Here is a 15,593-nt window from a genome sequence, read left to right on the forward strand (position 1 = left end):
CTTAAAAATTTTAAGCAAGTTGACAAATCTTATCTTCCAACTGCTGTTTAAATTGATAAAGATGGATGCCATCCAGAAAGCAGTGATTAACTTCAACATACATCGAGGTGACAAGGCGCCCCTCTTGGCGATGGTATTTACCCCAGAAAATAAAAGGTATTCCTGGATCACAACCTTCTTTCTGTACAGGCTTTACCTGTAGACCAGAGAAGTCACCCCAGGGGTAGCAGCTGATATTCAAGATATCATGGCGACTGATGAACTTTTCTACAGGGAGGTACTCAGATTGCGCCCGTGAAAGTTCCCTTGCCTTGTGGACGAACTCTGTCAGATTCGTCTCCATTCTGGCCATAACGAGTTTGAATAACTCATTATCCCCTAAATCAGAAAATAAAGGGTGCAGCATATCGTGCTCGATGGGCTGGCCATTGACGATACGATGCCTGAAGCCCGCTATTTCATTTCCCACCTGCGTGACCAGAAAAATAAGGCTGTAATAAAAAGGGAGTGTATTTTTTTTACAGAAAGATACCAGATTTGTCACATCGACCGGCTGGGTTAAGCCTATCCGAGTTGACCCTGCACTGCTCATAAAAAATTCAAAGTGGGCCTTTCTATTCCAGCGTTCGATATCTATAGGAGTCATGGACATATGAATATCGAGTCTTCAATGGATATTCATAGTTTAGGGTAGATTATAAGCAGCACCGGTGTTGCTAGTAGCTTTTATCTAGTTGGGACACCTGGAATATATTTAGAGGCTTTAGCTAACATGCTGTAATCGCCATTTCAAAACGCTCTTCCCTTCCGACTAATACCATTTTAGTAACGCTACTATTTCTCTCTTTCGCTCCTGTTTGAGGCACTAAAATAAGTCCCAACAACAGACTGTGCCACCTCATAAAAAGCGTTCATCTGTGCATAATTTGCAAAAGTGATGTTCCTGCTTATAAGTTTTAAGAAGGATAGAGCTCCCTATAATAACTTCCAGCTGTTAAAGCGAAATATCATCTAGATAACCAGGACTATTAACTATGACTACCAAGTACGAAAATGCCGTTTTGGATGATCAAGCATTGATCGAGGGACTTAAGTCTATTAACCCGGTATGGGGAGATCTAGCTGTACGAGTCGCAGGCGAGGTATGGGGAAAGCCGCTTCTGGATCAAAAAACCAAAGCACTAATCACTATCGCTATTGACCAAATGGCGCTCAATGTAAATGGTGAAGGTAACCCGTTTGGAGCCCATGTTGATATGGCACTCAAACAAGGGGCAACGTATGAAGAGATTGAGGAATTGATTGTTTTTGCCTCAATGTATACGGGCTTCAATAAAGGGGCTACCACCATGGGCGCACTGAATAAGCTTCGCCATGATCGAGGAGACATCTAATGGCTATCCCCGGACTTAAAAAAGCAGATCATATAGGATTCACCGTCCCCGATGTTGATTTGGCCGTTGAGTTCTTTAGTACACACTTTGGTTTTGAATTGGCTTATACGTTTGGGCCATTTGCCTCAGACGATACCTGGATGACGGATCACCTTAATGTAAATCCTCGTGCAGAGATCAAGAAAATTGCTGTTATGAATGCTAACAGCATCAATCTGGAAATATTCGAGTATGCCGACAACATAGATCGAAATAAGGTGGCACCAAACAATGCTGATGTTGGGGGGCATCATTTAGCATTCTATGTTGAAGACATTGATGCTGCGGTTGAATACCTCAAGAAACAGAATATAGAGGTGCTCGGCGCCCCTACGGTAATGACTGAAGGGCCAACTGAAGGAGAGACCTGGGTATATTTCATGGCTCCATGGGGCATGCAACTTGAACTCGTTTCATACCCTAATGGAAAGGCCTATGAGCATTTGACTAACGTACGCTTATTTGACCCTCGATGAATATTCTCGCCACTATTTTGGTTGTTATTGCAGGTATGGGGCTCTCCGTCGAGGCGGGATTGTTAGGGCCCTTAGGTATGCAGGTTGGTCACTTGTGGGCCACCTTAAGCATATTTGGTGTTGGGGCAGCCCTACTTTGGCTCATCAGTCTATTTGTCCCCAGTGCAAAATATATAAGCTGGCGAGAGGTTCCAAAGTGGCAGCTTTCAGGTGGCTTATTGGGACCTGTTTACGTTGTTGTTCTAACTTTAGCCACTCCTATACTTGGAGTAGCTATGACCATGATCGGGATTCTTGTGGGGCAAACAGCCAAAAGCTTCCTAATTGACTCACTGGGGTGGTTTGGGGTGCGTAAACAGCCCATTAATCTCCTGAGAGTATGTGGGGCAACATTTTTATGCCTTGCATTATATTTTACCTACTTGGGAGCCAAATTATGATTGGGCTGATGTTACTCGCAGTACTATCCGGCGTAGCGTTGAGCTCCCAGGCGGCAATTAACGGAAAATTTGGAGAAAGTGTAGGAGTTGTCCAAAGCGCCCTATTTACCTTTGGTATCGGAGCTGTAGTGATGGGCTTACTGGTGTTTTTCTTTGGAAAACACAGCGGCCCATCAATTCTTTCCGTACCTAAGTGGCAACTAACAGGTGCACTTTTTGGTATCTTCTACATGATAGTCGTAGTTGCTGTTGTTCCTAGAATTGGTGTGGCATCAACAACAATTGCAACGATTTTTGGGCAGATGAGCATGAGTTTGATTATTGATACCCAGGGATGGTTTACGAATCCGTCTATCCCGTTAAGTTCCTGGCGAATTGCCGCAATGGTTTGCGTAGTTCTAGCGTTGATCTGTAATTACCTTGCTAATCGGAGAGCGCCAGTTCGTAGTAATGAGGCACTGCAGCCCGCTATCCAAAGTTAGCTGAATATACAGGAGTAAAGCACTACTCAGAGGGGCCATAACATCACTCAACAGTTACCCACTATCGACCGCTAGCTAATGAATTACGATATATCAATATTAGAGTTAAAACTGTTCTTAATGACGGCCCAATTGGGTAACTATTCTGAGGTTTCTAGGCAGCAGGGAATGACACCGTCCTCTGTATCGCGAAAAATGGCTCAGCTAGAGGGGAAAGTGGGAACCAAACTACTGCACCGTCATACCAGGGCAATATCACTGACGGATGAAGGTACGGCCTTTGCAAAGTACTGTAGCGATATCGTTCGTCAGTATGAGTTAGTTTGCGGGCAAATTGAGCAAAGGGCCAACACACCACGGGGGGTTGTTAAAATCAGCGCCCCCGTTGCTTTTGGGCGGCTTCATATTGCTCCTTATATTCCAGATTTGTTAGAACTCTACCCACTGCTTAGGATCGAAATGCAGCAGACAGATAGCTTTATTGACCCTGCTAAGGAGGGTGTTGACTTACTTATCAGAATTGGAGCGCTCCAAGATTCAGGCTTGAGAATGAATCGCTTTGGCAATCAGAACTTTGTATTGGCAGCCAGCCCGGAATATCTAAGGGTAAATGGGGTTCCGGAAACCCCAGAGCAGTTAATTGCTCACAACTGTTTGGTATTTAAGGGAACCAATGGGCTACAGCGCTGGTTTATCGGTAAAGATGGTTTGACACCCTATGAAGTTAAGGGATCACTTTACAGCAATAATGCAGAAACGCTGGTTTCCAGTGCTATAGGGGGAGCTGGGGTTGTTATGTTCCCAACCTGGTTAATCAATCAAGAGATTCGGTTGGGCAAGCTGGTTCCTATTTTGACTGACTACAGCGCATCTTCATCGGCAGAAAACCAGACTATCAATGCACTCTACTTACCTACGGATAACCTGGCTCCCAAGGTACGTGTTGTTATTGATTTCCTTAAGGAGAAATACGGTAGTCCCTGCTATTGGGATGCTAAATAGAGAAGCCTTCTCGCTATGACTCGGTGGGTATCGTGTACATTGTACTGCAAACAGGTTGTGGTTACAGGCAGGGGCTCTTGCCTCGGCCTGTAATTTCTGCCTGGTATTGATAAACCGGCTAGTCTAAATAATCTACACTCATCAAATATCGTAAGAAAAGTTAAAATTTATAACTCACCATTAATGACGTGCGTCTAGAGCTATCAGTGTCTACGATTGGGCTATTACTAATCTCATCGCCATACCAGGTTTGATATACGCCCCCCATAAGAATAAGGTTTGGGCTAATGTTGTATCCCACTTGTACACCTAACCGGGTAATGATATCTGCATCTGCTTCATACGCTGCCCTATCTTGAGTTACTTCATTTAGGTCCACGCCATAGTAGTAATCTAACGCACTATCACTTTGCCAGCTAATAGTGAAGTCGGGTTTGATGATCCACTTTTGGTGCTTGTAAGGCAGACTATATCCAGCCGATAGACTGTATCCGTCGTGGGTATCACTGATATCTTGTGAGATGCCAACCTTCCAAAGGCCTACAGGGCTTTTATAGTTCATTGATAAGTTGGCAAGAATCGCCAGGTCAAGCTTTTCCATATCGCTGAGCTTATCACTGTCCCCTCTGTCTCTATCGCCCGCCAGGTCACCGCCAATGCCAAACTTCACTCGAAGTTTTTCATCGTGGTACAGGTCAGCACCCAACTCAAAACCCTGAAAGTAAAAGCGCTTGTAGCGGGCTGAGATCAGTGGAAATATGTTGTTTTGGTCCTCACCATCAACGTAGATTGACTCAACGCTAAAGGTTCCAATACCTACAGAAAGTGCTGTCTCATCCCGCTTTGGCGGCTTCTGGGTAACTTCATCTGCAAAAGCCAGGCTGGATAATGCCGAACCCACCAGCGCGGTGCACATACTCAAAGTTAATGGCAGAGAACTCTTATGGTTTTGATCTCGCAAACTAGACATATTGAATCCCAATTTGAACTGGTTGAAGTTCCGTTATTTCTGGAGTGGATTCTATGCCGGTAAAGGTAAACGCCAGGTAAATAAACTCATGCCCAGGCCAGGTTAACGGTTAAGTATTGTTCATTTTTGTTGTAAGAAAAGATCCATTGCTGCTGATCGGCCACTTGCTTCAGGATATGAAGGCCTAAACCAAAACCCTGTCCTACCCCCCTGTCAAAATGCACCTGCTGCTCCGGCAGTATGGGGTTCTGAACCCGGATTCCATTTGCATCAAAATCAATATCGATAATTCCCTCAAGGGTATGCTCAAAGGCATTTCTGAGCAGATTGGTTATGGCGATATCCAATAGCACTTGTACTTGCTTCAAGTTAACCAAACTATCCGAATTAAGATGAACCTGTACATCTCGCTGACCCAATAGGTATTTGAGCTGCTCAACTCGAGTTTGAATCATATTGCTGAAATCAAATTCTGTTGATTCCAGATTTACCCTGCTTTGAGATAGCAGCAGAAGTGCCTGTGTTAGCCGGGTCATCTGTTCATAGGAGCGCTCAATCTGCTCCAGTTGAGTGTCGATTGGCTTACCTTTTTTTTGCCTTACCTTCACCACATGCAAGGCACTGCCAATGGTTGCCAAGGGGGTTCTCAATTCATGGCTCGCATTCTGTAGAAATTGCTTTTCTTGCTCTTGATGATTCCATACCTGCTGTAGCGACTCTTGTAGTACTCGCCCTACACGACCAAATTCATCCTTTCTTTGCTTTAAAGATTCCGGGATCGGAGTCAACTTATGCCGGCTCTTTTGTGCAAATTTCTCCAGGTCCTTTAATGGCGATATCACTTGTCTCGCAAGAATAAGAGGCACACTCAATGCTAAAGTAAGGGTTAGTAAGACACCGATAAGAACTTCAATTTCTACCTTTTTGTACTTGCTGGGTATTGCAGCCTCTTCTATTTCCAGCACGTAGTAAGTTGTCTTAAGGGCGCTTTCAGCATAAGGCATAATGGCTAAATAGTAGCGATCATCAATTAAGTCTTTGCTAAAGTGCACCCTTTTTTCTTCGCCGTCAGCTTCCTCTAACACGCGCTTTGCCGTATTTGGCAGTGAACTGTACTCATCATATGTTTGTAACTGGGCAAAAAAAGGATCATCAATAACCCCTCCGGCCTCAATGATACGTTTTTCGGCTACAGATATCAGTGTCGCACCTAAAGCGTGCTTAACCATTTTCACTTTGGATCTCTCGACGACAACTGCACTGCACGCCACAATTGCGGCAAGAATCCAAATATAGTGAAAGAAAAACTTTCTGCGAATGGAGCGATCAAAGGCTTTCATCACGCTTCCCTAGGATAACGCCCTTCCCTCTGATCGTGTGCAGTAGTGGAAAACTGAACCCCTTATCGATTCCCTGCCGCAACCGATACAGATGTACTTTGATTACGTCGGATTCGGGGGAAAGAAACTGCCATAAATGCTGTTCAATTTTTTCTTTAGTAACCAGCTTTGGACTCTGTTGCATCAAAAACACGAGCAATTCCCAACAGATTGGGGGCAGATTTATAGATTTTCCCTGCCTGGTGACTTCATGGGTCTCTAAATTAACTTCCAGGTCCTCAACTTTATACCGGGTTTGGGTAACGCGTCGTTTTATTGATAGAGACCGAATCCGCGCGACCAGCTCAAGCATTTCGAAGGGTTTAACCAGGTAGTCATCCCCTCCAGATTGGAAACCGGTGATTTTATCGTCCAATTGGTCCAGCGCGGTCAGCATCAATATTGGTGTCGAGCTTCCTGCATTGCGCAACTTAGAACTCACTTCGAAACCGCTTCTACCCGGCATCATGACATCAAGTACGATTACATCGAAGTCATGCTTTAAGGCCAGCTCAGTGGCCATTATTCCATTGTCAGCGAAGTCACATCGAATATTGTACTCTTCGAGGCTCTCAATAATATTGGACGCCAGTGCGTGATTGTCTTCAGCTAAGAGTACCAATAATGGCGTTTTGCAGTCAGGCCCCATTGATCTAGTCACTCAAAAGTTCTCGATAGACCTGGAATAATAAAAGCCATTGTGTAAACGGAAAGTAAATAAGTGTAAGATTGTCCACTTACTGATCACCTATGGGAAGCTTGCCTGTGACAGCTACTGCCATATCTAAAAATGTTGGGGCCATCACGCTTGACAAGAAATGACCCTATCAAATCTTCAGAAGTTCTTTCAAAAATTTGCCCTCTGGCGATCCTTGTTGGTACTGCACCCTTCATTTGGATTGAGTTGATCCAGGTAGATCTGTCGTCGAGTTAAGAGAGCTGGAGGGGAAAATCGTCAATGCGTGATAGACCTAAGAGTTGGCTGTCACTACAGAAAAGAGAGGGAGGTATGTGGTTGAGAAAGCACCTCCCCAGCACTTGTGCGGCTGGGGAAGCGGACGGTCTCGCCCCTTATTGGGGGCGAAGCCTAAAGTTTACAGGCAGACAATGTTTTCTGCTTGTGGGCCTTTAGCGCCCTGAGTCACGGTAAACTCTACCTTCTGGCCTTCGGCCAAGGTTTTAAAACCGCCACCGGAAATTGCGCTGAAGTGAGCAAAAACGTCGGGACCGGATTCCTGGGCGATGAAGCCAAAACCTTTCCCTTCGTCAAACCACTTAACGGTACCAGTAACTGTATTAGACATAATAGATATCCTTGATTGAACAATTGCGCTCCAATTGAATGGAGTTGTGCGGGCAAAAAGTATTATTTTAAACGAGACCGAACGAAGGATTATGACTAAAACTACGAGGTAAACTGCAATAAAAAATGGCTTTTAAACCGGCGGACGAATAGTAGCACTAGCCTGTCACCTATGTCCACTTTTGCCTAAACCTACCCTCGACATTGGTACTCAGACCGCCGTCCACTGCCGCATAAAGGCGCGATGAACTGGAGGCACTGAGGCGATACAGTGGGCCGATAGCCACAATGCCGATTTTGCCAGAGGATTGCTCGAGGAGATCAGCTTTCTCGCCAGCTCTGTTTTCTTAACCACAGACTCTCCGGCCTCATGCCGGGAAGTGGAGTAGCTATCGACCGCACCACTAGCGATAGCAGATGCTGCGGCTATGGCATCGGCCATACCCAGATTCATCCCCTTTCCTCCCACTGGAGAGTGGCAATGGGCTGCGTCTCCAGCCAATAACACCCGGTGCTTTCGGTAAGTTTCTGCCTGTCGGATGGAGATTTTAAAGGCCGCTGTCCTTCGGATGTTGGCGATTTCTATCGGTAGCCTGAGGGTTGCCAGGGCATCTTCGGTTGATGATGCGATGCGAGCGCGGCGCCGTTCGATAGGGAGCACCAAGGTGAACTCACCTTCCCCGCCGTACAGGTCCAGGGCAATCTCTTCCGGATCGAAGTTTCCCCTCAAATCCACATCCGCAATTGACCACTTATTGGGCAAATCAATACCAGGGTACTGTATTTTCAGCTGTTGTCGCACAGCGGATTGTATACCGTCTGCGGCAATCACCCAGTCAAAAGAGGCGCTGGTATTGTCTGAGAAATTGACGGCCGCCTTGTCTGGGGTGGTTGTGATGTTGGTGACTGAGACCCCGTACTCAACTTCGACGCCCCTCTCGGCAAGAGTGTCCCGGAGGATTCCCTCGGTCCGGTTTTGCGGCAGCCCCAGAGGCACCCTATCGCGAAACTCATTCCCGCTGTTGTCGATATAAACCAGGGTTCTCTCATCGCGCAATATGTGCATTTTCCTCAGGGGCATCGCCTCTACAAGAAAGGAATCTGCGGCGCCCAGTTCACGAAGAGCATCAATGGTGGCTGGCATAATGCCAACAGCGCGGGAGAGTTCAGAGGGGCTGTCTTTGTGCTCAACAATACGACACTTCAGCCCCAGGGATGTGAGAGCGACTGCAGCAGTCAATCCGGTCGGACCGGCACCAATTACAAGGATGTCCATCGATACAACTTGTAGCCTGAAAGCTCAACCGGTCGACACAGAATGCATCGATCGCTACAGGGAGCTTGCTGCTGCAAGCTTAGACAAATTTCTACAGCTGTAGAGGGGCGTAATGGCCACTAAATGCGTGCACAACCGCTCTTCTCCGGTGTCGCTACTTAAGTGCTTTTATCTCCGTCGGAGGAGTCGGGGATGTCACTGTAGCCCAGTGCCGTTGCGGGCTTATCCATTGAGGCACCCTGGCGATCCAGAACACCGATATCCAGTACTGGGGAAGCATCGATATGTTGAGCATCCATCATTTGGGCAACGCGTTGTAGAGAAGCAATTATCATGCTTTGCTCCCAGTCTTTTAGATCGCCAAACTGACGAGCAAATTGGTCCTGAAGCGGGATGGGGGCATCGCGCAAAGTCTCCGCGGCCTCCTCAGTAAGGTAAGCATGAACTTTGCGCTTGTCCGCCTGGGAGCGCTGGCGATAAACCAAGCCTCTCTTCTCCAGGCGATCCAAAATATTAGTTACTGTTGCCTGGCTCAGGCTTACCTCGTTGGCCAGTTCGCCGATCGTCACTTCACCCTTATTGCGAATAGCTTGTAGCAACAACACCTGCGGGGCGGTTAAGCCGGTGGTTTTAGCCAGGTGTTTGGAGTGCAGGTCCGTGGCTCTTATTACCCGCCGCAGGGCCACTAGCACTTGTTCGATACTGTTCAAAGTTACCTCTCAATCATGGAGTCAGGGTGATTGCCGGAATTATATCGCCGTACCCCTCAATCACTAAGCGCTTATAACCCGACTGCGAAACATCACCCCCACAAGAGTCTCAAGCTCCATCACAAAACTGTCCATTTTATGGCCAGGCGATCTCTCAGCCGGCATCTCCAATAGAAAATTTTATCGACCTCGAAATATTATTTTTACCTGCCTATAGGCTGTATATCCCACATATCTAGGCATTTCTAGGTCAGATATTGTGACTTGATTCGCCTCAAGTATCCTGGACTTTGAATTTAATTTGTGTACGATATTTAGCGTTCAAAGCATTTTTAATAGTAACCCGGCATAAAAATGCCTCTAGAAAGCTATATTTACGCCATTTGCTCAACACTTGTGCAGGTAAATATTTAGAGGTGAAAAAATATTTAGTCGGTTGGGAAGGTTTTTTGTCTAGCTCAGAAAATATTTTGTTGCGCAGTCCATTGATTGAAGATGGGATGGCCACTTACCGATTGATCAAACGTTGCCCTCCCCTGGATACAAACTCCAGCTACTGCAACCTCCTCCACTGCAGCCATTTCGCCAACACCTCAGTCGCCGCAGAGGTTGATGGAGAGCTGCTGGGCTTTATTTCCGGGTATATCATCCCCGACCGTACAGACACCCTTTTTGTCTGGCAGGTGGCCGTCGACGAGAAAGCCCGGGGGCTTGGACTGGCCTCCCGGATGATAAGTCACATCCTTGAGCGCCCTCACTGTGGTTCGGTCAGATTTATCGAGACCACGATTACAGAACACAACCTGCCGTCTTGGGCGCTCTTCCACAGTGTCGCCGATAAATTATCGGTCGATCTTCACTCCTCACCCTGGATGGACTCTCAAGCCCACTTTGATGGGCTGCACGACTCCGAAACCCTTGTCCGCATCGGGCCTTTCGCCCTCGAAGAAACACCATAAAAGAGAAAATCATGAAGATCTTTGATGAGATTGAATCAGAAGTGCAAAGCTATGCCCGCTCCTTTCCGCGAGTCTTCAATCGCGCAAAAGGCGAGCTGATGTGGGATGAGGAGGGAAATCAGTATCTGGATTTCCTGGCGGGTGCCGGCACGCTCAACTACGGGCACAACAACCCGCTGTTCAAGCAGGCACTGCAAGATTACATCGAGGCCGATGGAATTACTCACGGCCTCGACATGCACACCAGGGCCAAGGGTGAATTCCTACAGGCACTGAATGAGAAAATTCTCAAGCCGCGGAATATGGAGTACGTGGTGCAGTTTACCGGTCCGACAGGGACGAATGCGGTAGAGGCTGCGATGAAAATTGCCCGCAATGTAACCGGGCAGCAGAACATCGTCACCTTTACCAACGGTTTCCATGGCGTAAGCCTTGGCTCGCTGGCCGCCACCGGCAACTCGCATCACAGGGATGCTGCCGGTGTCAGCCTCAATGGTACGCACCGCATGCCCTTTGACGACTACCTGGGCAAAAATATCGATACCACAGAATACCTCGATAAAGTCCTCTCAGATTCCAGCAGCGGTATTAATTCTCCCGCAGCAGTGATTGTTGAGACAGTTCAAGGGGAAGGCGGTATCAATGCGGCCAGTATCGAGTGGCTAAAAAACCTTCAGTCCGTCTGCAAAAAACACGGCTTACTTTTTATTGTCGATGATATCCAGGCTGGCTGCGGCCGCACGGGCAACTTTTTCAGCTTTGAAGAGGCCGGTATCGAACCCGATATCATTACGCTATCCAAATCCCTCAGTGGCTATGGGCTGCCATTTGCGCTGGTGCTAATGAAACCAGAACTGGACCAGTGGAAGCCCGGTGAGCACAACGGCACTTTCCGTGGCAACAATCTGGCTTTTGTAACTGCGAAAGCCGCTATCGATCATTACTGGTCTGACGAAAACTTCTCACGGGAGATTAAACGCAAGGGCAAATACATTTCCGAGCGTTTGAATGAAATTGTCAGCCGATATGGTGAGGGTAACTTCACCACCAAAGGCCGGGGGATGTTTCAGGGTATCGACTGCATCAGCGGCGAACTTGCAGGAAAGATCACCAAACTGGCATTCAAGCAGGGGCTGATTATTGAAACCAGCGGAGCCGATGACCAGATCGTTAAGCTCCTTTGCCCACTGATTATCACCGATCAAAACCTTAAAAAAGGGATCGACATTATTGAATCCGCTATCCGGGAAGTCTGTGCCGGAGAGCGGGATATGCCTGAGGAAAGAGTCTTTTTTGAAGCCTGCTAGACTTTAAGGGCCTCTGAAAAGGTTCACGTAAAAGACCCAACTGTGCAGGCTGCAAACTAAGAATATTGCTGACCAGCCAGACTCGAATACACACGAAACAGCGAAATACCAATGATTGTCAGAAGTTTACAGGAAGCTAAAAAATCCGGCCGCCGGGTTGTTTCACCGGATAGCAACTGGGAGAGCACCCGACTCCTGCTTAAAGATGATGAAATGGGCTTTTCTTTCCATATCACCACTATTTATGCCGGTGCTGATTTCCAAATGCACTATCAAAACCATTTGGAAGCGGTTTACTGCATTTCCGGCAGAGGTGAGGTAGAAACTCTTGAGGATGGCAAGAAGCACCCTATCGAACCTGGAACTATCTATATTCTCGATAAGCATGACCGGCACATTTTAAGAGCCTTTGAAGAAATGACTATGGCTTGTGTATTTAACCCCCCTTTGAATGGCAAGGAAGTACACAATGCTGAGGGAGCCTACGAACTTGAGGCTGACAAGATTGATGAATAATTAGTCAGTCATAGGGCAGTATCCATGAAGTACCTTCCAGATAGCTCAAGTGTTACCAGGGAAGATTGCTACCCCTCCCGAAAACCGGGCCTTCTGGGTGGTACCAGGGTGCGCAAAGATCCAATTGTGTATGGGGACTGCCAGTCCCTCTCCCCACTGGCACCATCGCAACTCAAGCGCTATGCAGAACAGGGCTTTGTTGTACTGGAGAATATGTTTTCCCAGGCGGAGATTAACCTTTTTACGCAAGAGCTGGCGGAGATTAAACAGCGCAGACACACTGATAAGTCGGAAGAAATTATCACCGAGCCTGAAAGTAACGAAGTGCGCTCAGTCTTTCGTATCCACAAAAGCAGCCAAATTTTTAACCGGCTTTCCAGGGATCAACGGCTATCAAGTATTGCGAAATGTATTTTGGGTGATGAGGTTTATATCCATCAGTCTCGCGCGAACTACAAACCTGGTTTTCGCGGGAAAGATTTTTATTGGCACTCCGATTTTGAAACCTGGCATGTCGAGGACGGCATGCCCCGTATGCGGGCACTCAGCATCTCCATTACCTTAACAGAGAATCATCATTTTAATGGCCCATTAATGCTGATTCCCAAGTCCCACCACCATTACATTGCTTGCGATGGGGAAACACCAAAACGGAACTACCTCAGCTCACTGAAAAAGCAAGAACTTGGTATTCCCTCAGATAGCCATTTGAGGTCCCTGGTATCCAATGGCGGAATATCAGCTGTTACAGGCAAGCCCGGCTGTATTGTTGTGTTTGACTGTAACTTAATGCATGGCTCCAGCAGCAATATCAGCCCCGACCCGAGGTCTAATTTGTTTTTTGTTTTTAATGCCCTGAGCAACAAGGTGGAGGCTCCGTTTTGCGGCTTACCTCCCAGGCCGGAATACATCTGTGCGAGGAAATCAATTTCTACTATCTGAAGCAAATCTCAATTCAAAGCACTCACCCAGTTTTTAAGAGAAAGAAGGACCAGTAAGAGACGATGCATACGATAGAAAAGATTGGCGGCACCTCTATGACGGACTACGAAGCGGTCCGGGATAATATTATCAAAGGTGACTCCAAGGGGATCTACAATCGTGTTTTTGTAGTCTCTGCCTACGGCGGTATTACTGACTTGCTTCTAGAGCACAAGAAAAGTGGTCAACCAGGTATCTATGCCCTCTTCTCCAGCAGCATTGAGGACGATAGCTGGCTGGTTAAGTTTGATGAGCTTCGGGCAGCACTGCGGCAAATCAACGAGCGTCTTTTCGGGCATGGCGATCTTCTCGCGGAAGCGAACCTGTTTTTGGATGAAAGGCTGGAGAGCGCCAAAAAATGCCTGAGAGACCTGCAAAGCCTCTGTCAGCACGGCCACTTCTCCCTCGACGCCCACTTGGGCACGGTAAGGGAGATGTTAGCCAGCCTCGGTGAGGCCCACAGCGCATGGAACACTTCGAAACTATTGCAGCGGGATGGTGTAAATGCCTACTTTGTCGATCTGACTGGCTGGCGCACCAACAAGCACATTCCCCTGGATGAGCGTATCCGGGATGCCTTTGCCACTATCGACTTAAGCAAACAGCTGCCTATTGTTACCGGCTATGCCCATAGCGATAAGGGCCTGCTGATCTCGTTTGATCGGGGCTATAGCGAGATGACTTTCAGTCGTCTCGCCGTCCTCACCGGGGCAAAGGAGGCGGTGATTCACAAAGAGTTTCACCTGAGCAGTGCAGATCCCCGTCTGGTGGGAGAGGGAAATGCAGTGCCCATCGGCCGCACCAACTACGATGTGGCCGACCAACTGGCAAACCTGGGGATGGAAGCGATTCACCCCAAAGCCGCCAAGGGGCTGCGCCAACAAAATATCCCTCTCAGGGTGAAAAATACCTTCGAGCCCGAACACGCCGGCACCCTGATTACTGGTGACTACATCAGCGACTCTCCACGAGTGGAAATTATTGCAGGCTGTAAAGGGGTTTACGCCCTGGAGTTGTTTGACCAGGATATGGCGGGCAGCATCCACGATTATGATCGCGAAGTGCTACTGGTGATCAAGCGCTTCAAAGCCCATATTATTTCCAAAAACACTAATGCCAATACCCTTACCCATTTCCTCTCCACCAACTTGAAAACAATCAAGCGGATTCAGGCTGCATTGGAAGAGCATTTTCCCGAAGCTGAACTGAACCAGCGCAAAGTCGCCATAGTTTCAGCCATCGGTAGCGATATGCAAATCCCCGGCGTGTTGGCCAAAGCGGTGCAGTCGATGTCCAAAAGCAATATCCGCGTGCTCGCCATGCACCAGTCCCTGCGTCATGTGGATATGCAGTTCATCGTTAACGAGCCAGACTATGACGCAGCCGTTCGGACACTACACGAGGCACTGGTAGAAATTTACAATCACGGGACGGCGATATGCCTCGCATCCTGAGCCTTTGTGCCCTGCTCTTTTTATTTACTTCCGCCACCTCTATTTCCCAGGAAGCGGAAGAAAAGAAAAAAGACAGTGCGCAAAGCGAGGTCGACACCCTTGAGAAGCCCTTATACACACCCTTCGTCGAGCGCTATATGCTCGACGAAATTAAGCAGCTGCGAATCGATCAGGCTAATGCCAAGCAGGAATTGATCCAGCAAATTGTCGATCGTGAACACAACTCTGTCGATCGAGCCGTAGCCTACGCAACCGATACGGTTACCTACTTTTTCTACTTGATAGCCGCCGCCACTTCAATTTTGGTTTTAGTTGGTTGGCGGTCATTCCAGGATATTAAAGAGCGGGTGCACTCCCTGGCCGATGAGGAAATCTCAAAGCTGGTCCAGGAATACGAAAAGCGTTTGGAAGTTATTGAGAAGCAGCTTCAACAGAAAACACAGCATATTGAAGAAAACCGCGAGGAAATCGAGCTAACCCAGGAAGTACAGTCCCTGTGGCTGCGCGCCCAACAGGAATCCTCGGTGGCAAATAAAATTGCCATTTACGACGAGATTCTGCGCCTTCGTCACGAGGATGTAGAAGCCCTTACCTATAAAGCTGATGCAGTGCTGGAGCTTAATGAACCCCAGTGGGCCGCCAATCTTTGTCACCAGGCCCTGGGTATTGATCCAGATAACAGCCATGCCTTCTACCAACTGGCATGCGCCCATACTGCCATGGGTCAATTTGATGAAGCGCTACGTTATCTGGCGGAAGCCATTAAAAGGCGGGAAAGCTACCGCGATGAAATTCTGGTTGATAGTGCCTTACAGCCTCTAGCGGAAAGTGAAGTATTTGAGGAACTCGACCAGGTTATTGCCAATACTCCCTCGCCGCAAAGTGGTGGCAAGGGGAGCTAGAAA

18 protein-coding genes are annotated in these 15,593 nt (G+C 47.7%); 11 read left to right on the forward strand and 7 right to left on the reverse strand.

The features are described from left to right. Positions 1-10: 10 nt before the first annotated feature. Positions 11-592, reverse strand: coding sequence for a CatA-like O-acetyltransferase (locus tag ACJJIR_RS10410; protein ID WP_444908311.1), 582 nt, complete (start codon positions 590-592; stop codon positions 11-13). 442 nt (positions 593-1,034) lie between these two features. On the opposite strand from ACJJIR_RS10410, the gene ACJJIR_RS10415 reads away from it, so the two are divergent. The 5 genes from ACJJIR_RS10415 (at position 1,035) to ACJJIR_RS10435 (ending at position 3,833) form a co-directional block, all read left to right on the forward strand. Beyond that, on the forward strand, positions 1,035-1,394 hold the full coding sequence (locus ACJJIR_RS10415) for a carboxymuconolactone decarboxylase family protein (RefSeq protein WP_413665785.1): 360 nt from the start codon (positions 1,035-1,037) through the stop codon (positions 1,392-1,394). Continuing rightward, a complete protein-coding gene (locus ACJJIR_RS10420) occupies positions 1,394-1,909 on the forward strand; it encodes a VOC family protein (RefSeq protein WP_444908312.1) in 516 nt (171 codons plus the stop codon). The genes ACJJIR_RS10415 and ACJJIR_RS10420 overlap by 1 nt, the downstream gene beginning before the upstream one ends. After that, the gene (locus ACJJIR_RS10425; protein WP_444908313.1) at positions 1,906-2,349 is read left to right on the forward strand and encodes a DMT family transporter; all 444 of its coding nucleotides are present in this window, start codon (positions 1,906-1,908) and stop codon (positions 2,347-2,349) included. The genes ACJJIR_RS10420 and ACJJIR_RS10425 overlap by 4 nt, the downstream gene beginning before the upstream one ends. Beyond that, positions 2,346-2,831, forward strand: coding sequence for a DMT family transporter (locus ACJJIR_RS10430; protein ID WP_444908314.1), 486 nt, complete (start codon positions 2,346-2,348; stop codon positions 2,829-2,831). Before ACJJIR_RS10425 ends, ACJJIR_RS10430 begins: the two co-directional genes overlap by 4 nt. A gap of 120 nt (positions 2,832-2,951) precedes the next feature. Beyond that, a complete protein-coding gene (locus ACJJIR_RS10435) occupies positions 2,952-3,833 on the forward strand; it encodes a LysR family transcriptional regulator (protein ID WP_444908315.1) in 882 nt (293 codons plus the stop codon). Between the two features lie 160 nt (positions 3,834-3,993). Here ACJJIR_RS10435 and ACJJIR_RS10440 read toward each other — a convergent pair whose 3' ends face one another. From ACJJIR_RS10440 to ACJJIR_RS10465, 6 genes are all read right to left on the reverse strand, one after another. Continuing rightward, a complete protein-coding gene (locus tag ACJJIR_RS10440; RefSeq protein WP_444908316.1) occupies positions 3,994-4,803 on the reverse strand; it encodes a MipA/OmpV family protein in 810 nt (269 codons plus the stop codon). A gap of 86 nt (positions 4,804-4,889) precedes the next feature. Continuing rightward, the gene (locus tag ACJJIR_RS10445) at positions 4,890-6,143 is read right to left on the reverse strand and encodes a sensor histidine kinase (RefSeq protein WP_444908317.1); all 1,254 of its coding nucleotides are present in this window, start codon (positions 6,141-6,143) and stop codon (positions 4,890-4,892) included. After that, on the reverse strand, positions 6,130-6,843 hold the full coding sequence (locus ACJJIR_RS10450) for a response regulator transcription factor (protein WP_444908318.1): 714 nt from the start codon (positions 6,841-6,843) through the stop codon (positions 6,130-6,132). The genes ACJJIR_RS10445 and ACJJIR_RS10450 overlap by 14 nt, the downstream gene beginning before the upstream one ends. Before the next feature lie 433 nt (positions 6,844-7,276). Further along, complete coding sequence (locus tag ACJJIR_RS10455; protein WP_108733254.1) at positions 7,277-7,486, reverse strand: cold-shock protein; 210 nt, start codon at positions 7,484-7,486, stop codon at positions 7,277-7,279. Positions 7,487-7,696: 210 nt separating this feature from the next. Further along, a complete protein-coding gene (locus tag ACJJIR_RS10460; RefSeq protein WP_444908319.1) occupies positions 7,697-8,761 on the reverse strand; it encodes an FAD-dependent oxidoreductase in 1,065 nt (354 codons plus the stop codon). A 158-nt stretch (positions 8,762-8,919) separates the two neighbouring features. After that, the gene (locus tag ACJJIR_RS10465; protein ID WP_444908320.1) at positions 8,920-9,471 is read right to left on the reverse strand and encodes a MarR family winged helix-turn-helix transcriptional regulator; all 552 of its coding nucleotides are present in this window, start codon (positions 9,469-9,471) and stop codon (positions 8,920-8,922) included. A gap of 449 nt (positions 9,472-9,920) precedes the next feature. Here ACJJIR_RS10465 and ectA point away from each other — a divergent pair, with 449 nt between their 5' ends. The 6 genes from ectA (at position 9,921) to ACJJIR_RS10495 (ending at position 15,590) form a co-directional block, all read left to right on the forward strand. Further along, on the forward strand, positions 9,921-10,430 hold the full coding sequence (ectA, locus tag ACJJIR_RS10470) for a diaminobutyrate acetyltransferase (RefSeq protein WP_444893869.1): 510 nt from the start codon (positions 9,921-9,923) through the stop codon (positions 10,428-10,430). Between the two features lie 11 nt (positions 10,431-10,441). Then, a complete protein-coding gene (gene ectB / locus ACJJIR_RS10475; RefSeq protein ID WP_444908321.1) occupies positions 10,442-11,737 on the forward strand; it encodes a diaminobutyrate--2-oxoglutarate transaminase in 1,296 nt (431 codons plus the stop codon). 111 nt (positions 11,738-11,848) lie between these two features. After that, a complete protein-coding gene (locus ACJJIR_RS10480; protein WP_444908322.1) occupies positions 11,849-12,253 on the forward strand; it encodes an ectoine synthase in 405 nt (134 codons plus the stop codon). 24 nt (positions 12,254-12,277) lie between these two features. After that, on the forward strand, positions 12,278-13,195 hold the full coding sequence (gene thpD, locus ACJJIR_RS10485; RefSeq protein WP_444908323.1) for an ectoine hydroxylase: 918 nt from the start codon (positions 12,278-12,280) through the stop codon (positions 13,193-13,195). A gap of 62 nt (positions 13,196-13,257) precedes the next feature. Further along, entirely contained in the window at positions 13,258-14,688 is a 1,431-nt protein-coding gene (locus tag ACJJIR_RS10490; RefSeq protein ID WP_444908324.1) for an aspartate kinase, read from the forward strand. Next, positions 14,673-15,590 carry a TPR end-of-group domain-containing protein gene (locus ACJJIR_RS10495; RefSeq protein WP_444908325.1) on the forward strand — a complete coding sequence of 306 codons (918 nt, stop codon included), beginning with the start codon at positions 14,673-14,675 and terminating at the stop codon, positions 15,588-15,590. The genes ACJJIR_RS10490 and ACJJIR_RS10495 overlap by 16 nt, the downstream gene beginning before the upstream one ends. Positions 15,591-15,593: the final 3 nt, after the last annotated feature.

The organism is Microbulbifer maximicatervae (SeqCode), from assembly GCF_052467385.1.

Coding starts and splice junctions, on each gene's coding strand:
- ACJJIR_RS10410 (WP_444908311.1), bottom strand. CDS start 592: ATGAGCAGTGCAGGGTCAACTCGGATAGGCTTAACCCAGCCGGTCGAT.
- ACJJIR_RS10415 (WP_413665785.1), top strand. CDS start 1,035: ATGACTACCAAGTACGAAAATGCCGTTTTGGATGATCAAGCATTGATC.
- ACJJIR_RS10420 (WP_444908312.1), top strand. CDS start 1,394: ATGGCTATCCCCGGACTTAAAAAAGCAGATCATATAGGATTCACCGTC.
- ACJJIR_RS10425 (WP_444908313.1), top strand. CDS start 1,906: ATGAATATTCTCGCCACTATTTTGGTTGTTATTGCAGGTATGGGGCTC.
- ACJJIR_RS10430 (WP_444908314.1), top strand. CDS start 2,346: ATGATTGGGCTGATGTTACTCGCAGTACTATCCGGCGTAGCGTTGAGC.
- ACJJIR_RS10435 (WP_444908315.1), top strand. CDS start 2,952: ATGACGGCCCAATTGGGTAACTATTCTGAGGTTTCTAGGCAGCAGGGA.
- ACJJIR_RS10440 (WP_444908316.1), bottom strand. CDS start 4,803: ATGTCTAGTTTGCGAGATCAAAACCATAAGAGTTCTCTGCCATTAACT.
- ACJJIR_RS10445 (WP_444908317.1), bottom strand. CDS start 6,143: ATGAAAGCCTTTGATCGCTCCATTCGCAGAAAGTTTTTCTTTCACTAT.
- ACJJIR_RS10455 (WP_108733254.1), bottom strand. CDS start 7,486: ATGTCTAATACAGTTACTGGTACCGTTAAGTGGTTTGACGAAGGGAAA.
- ACJJIR_RS10460 (WP_444908319.1), bottom strand. CDS start 8,761: ATGGACATCCTTGTAATTGGTGCCGGTCCGACCGGATTGACTGCTGCA.
- ectB (WP_444908321.1), top strand. CDS start 10,442: ATGAAGATCTTTGATGAGATTGAATCAGAAGTGCAAAGCTATGCCCGC.
- ACJJIR_RS10480 (WP_444908322.1), top strand. CDS start 11,849: ATGATTGTCAGAAGTTTACAGGAAGCTAAAAAATCCGGCCGCCGGGTT.
- thpD (WP_444908323.1), top strand. CDS start 12,278: ATGAAGTACCTTCCAGATAGCTCAAGTGTTACCAGGGAAGATTGCTAC.
- ACJJIR_RS10490 (WP_444908324.1), top strand. CDS start 13,258: ATGCATACGATAGAAAAGATTGGCGGCACCTCTATGACGGACTACGAA.
- ACJJIR_RS10495 (WP_444908325.1), top strand. CDS start 14,673: ATGCCTCGCATCCTGAGCCTTTGTGCCCTGCTCTTTTTATTTACTTCC.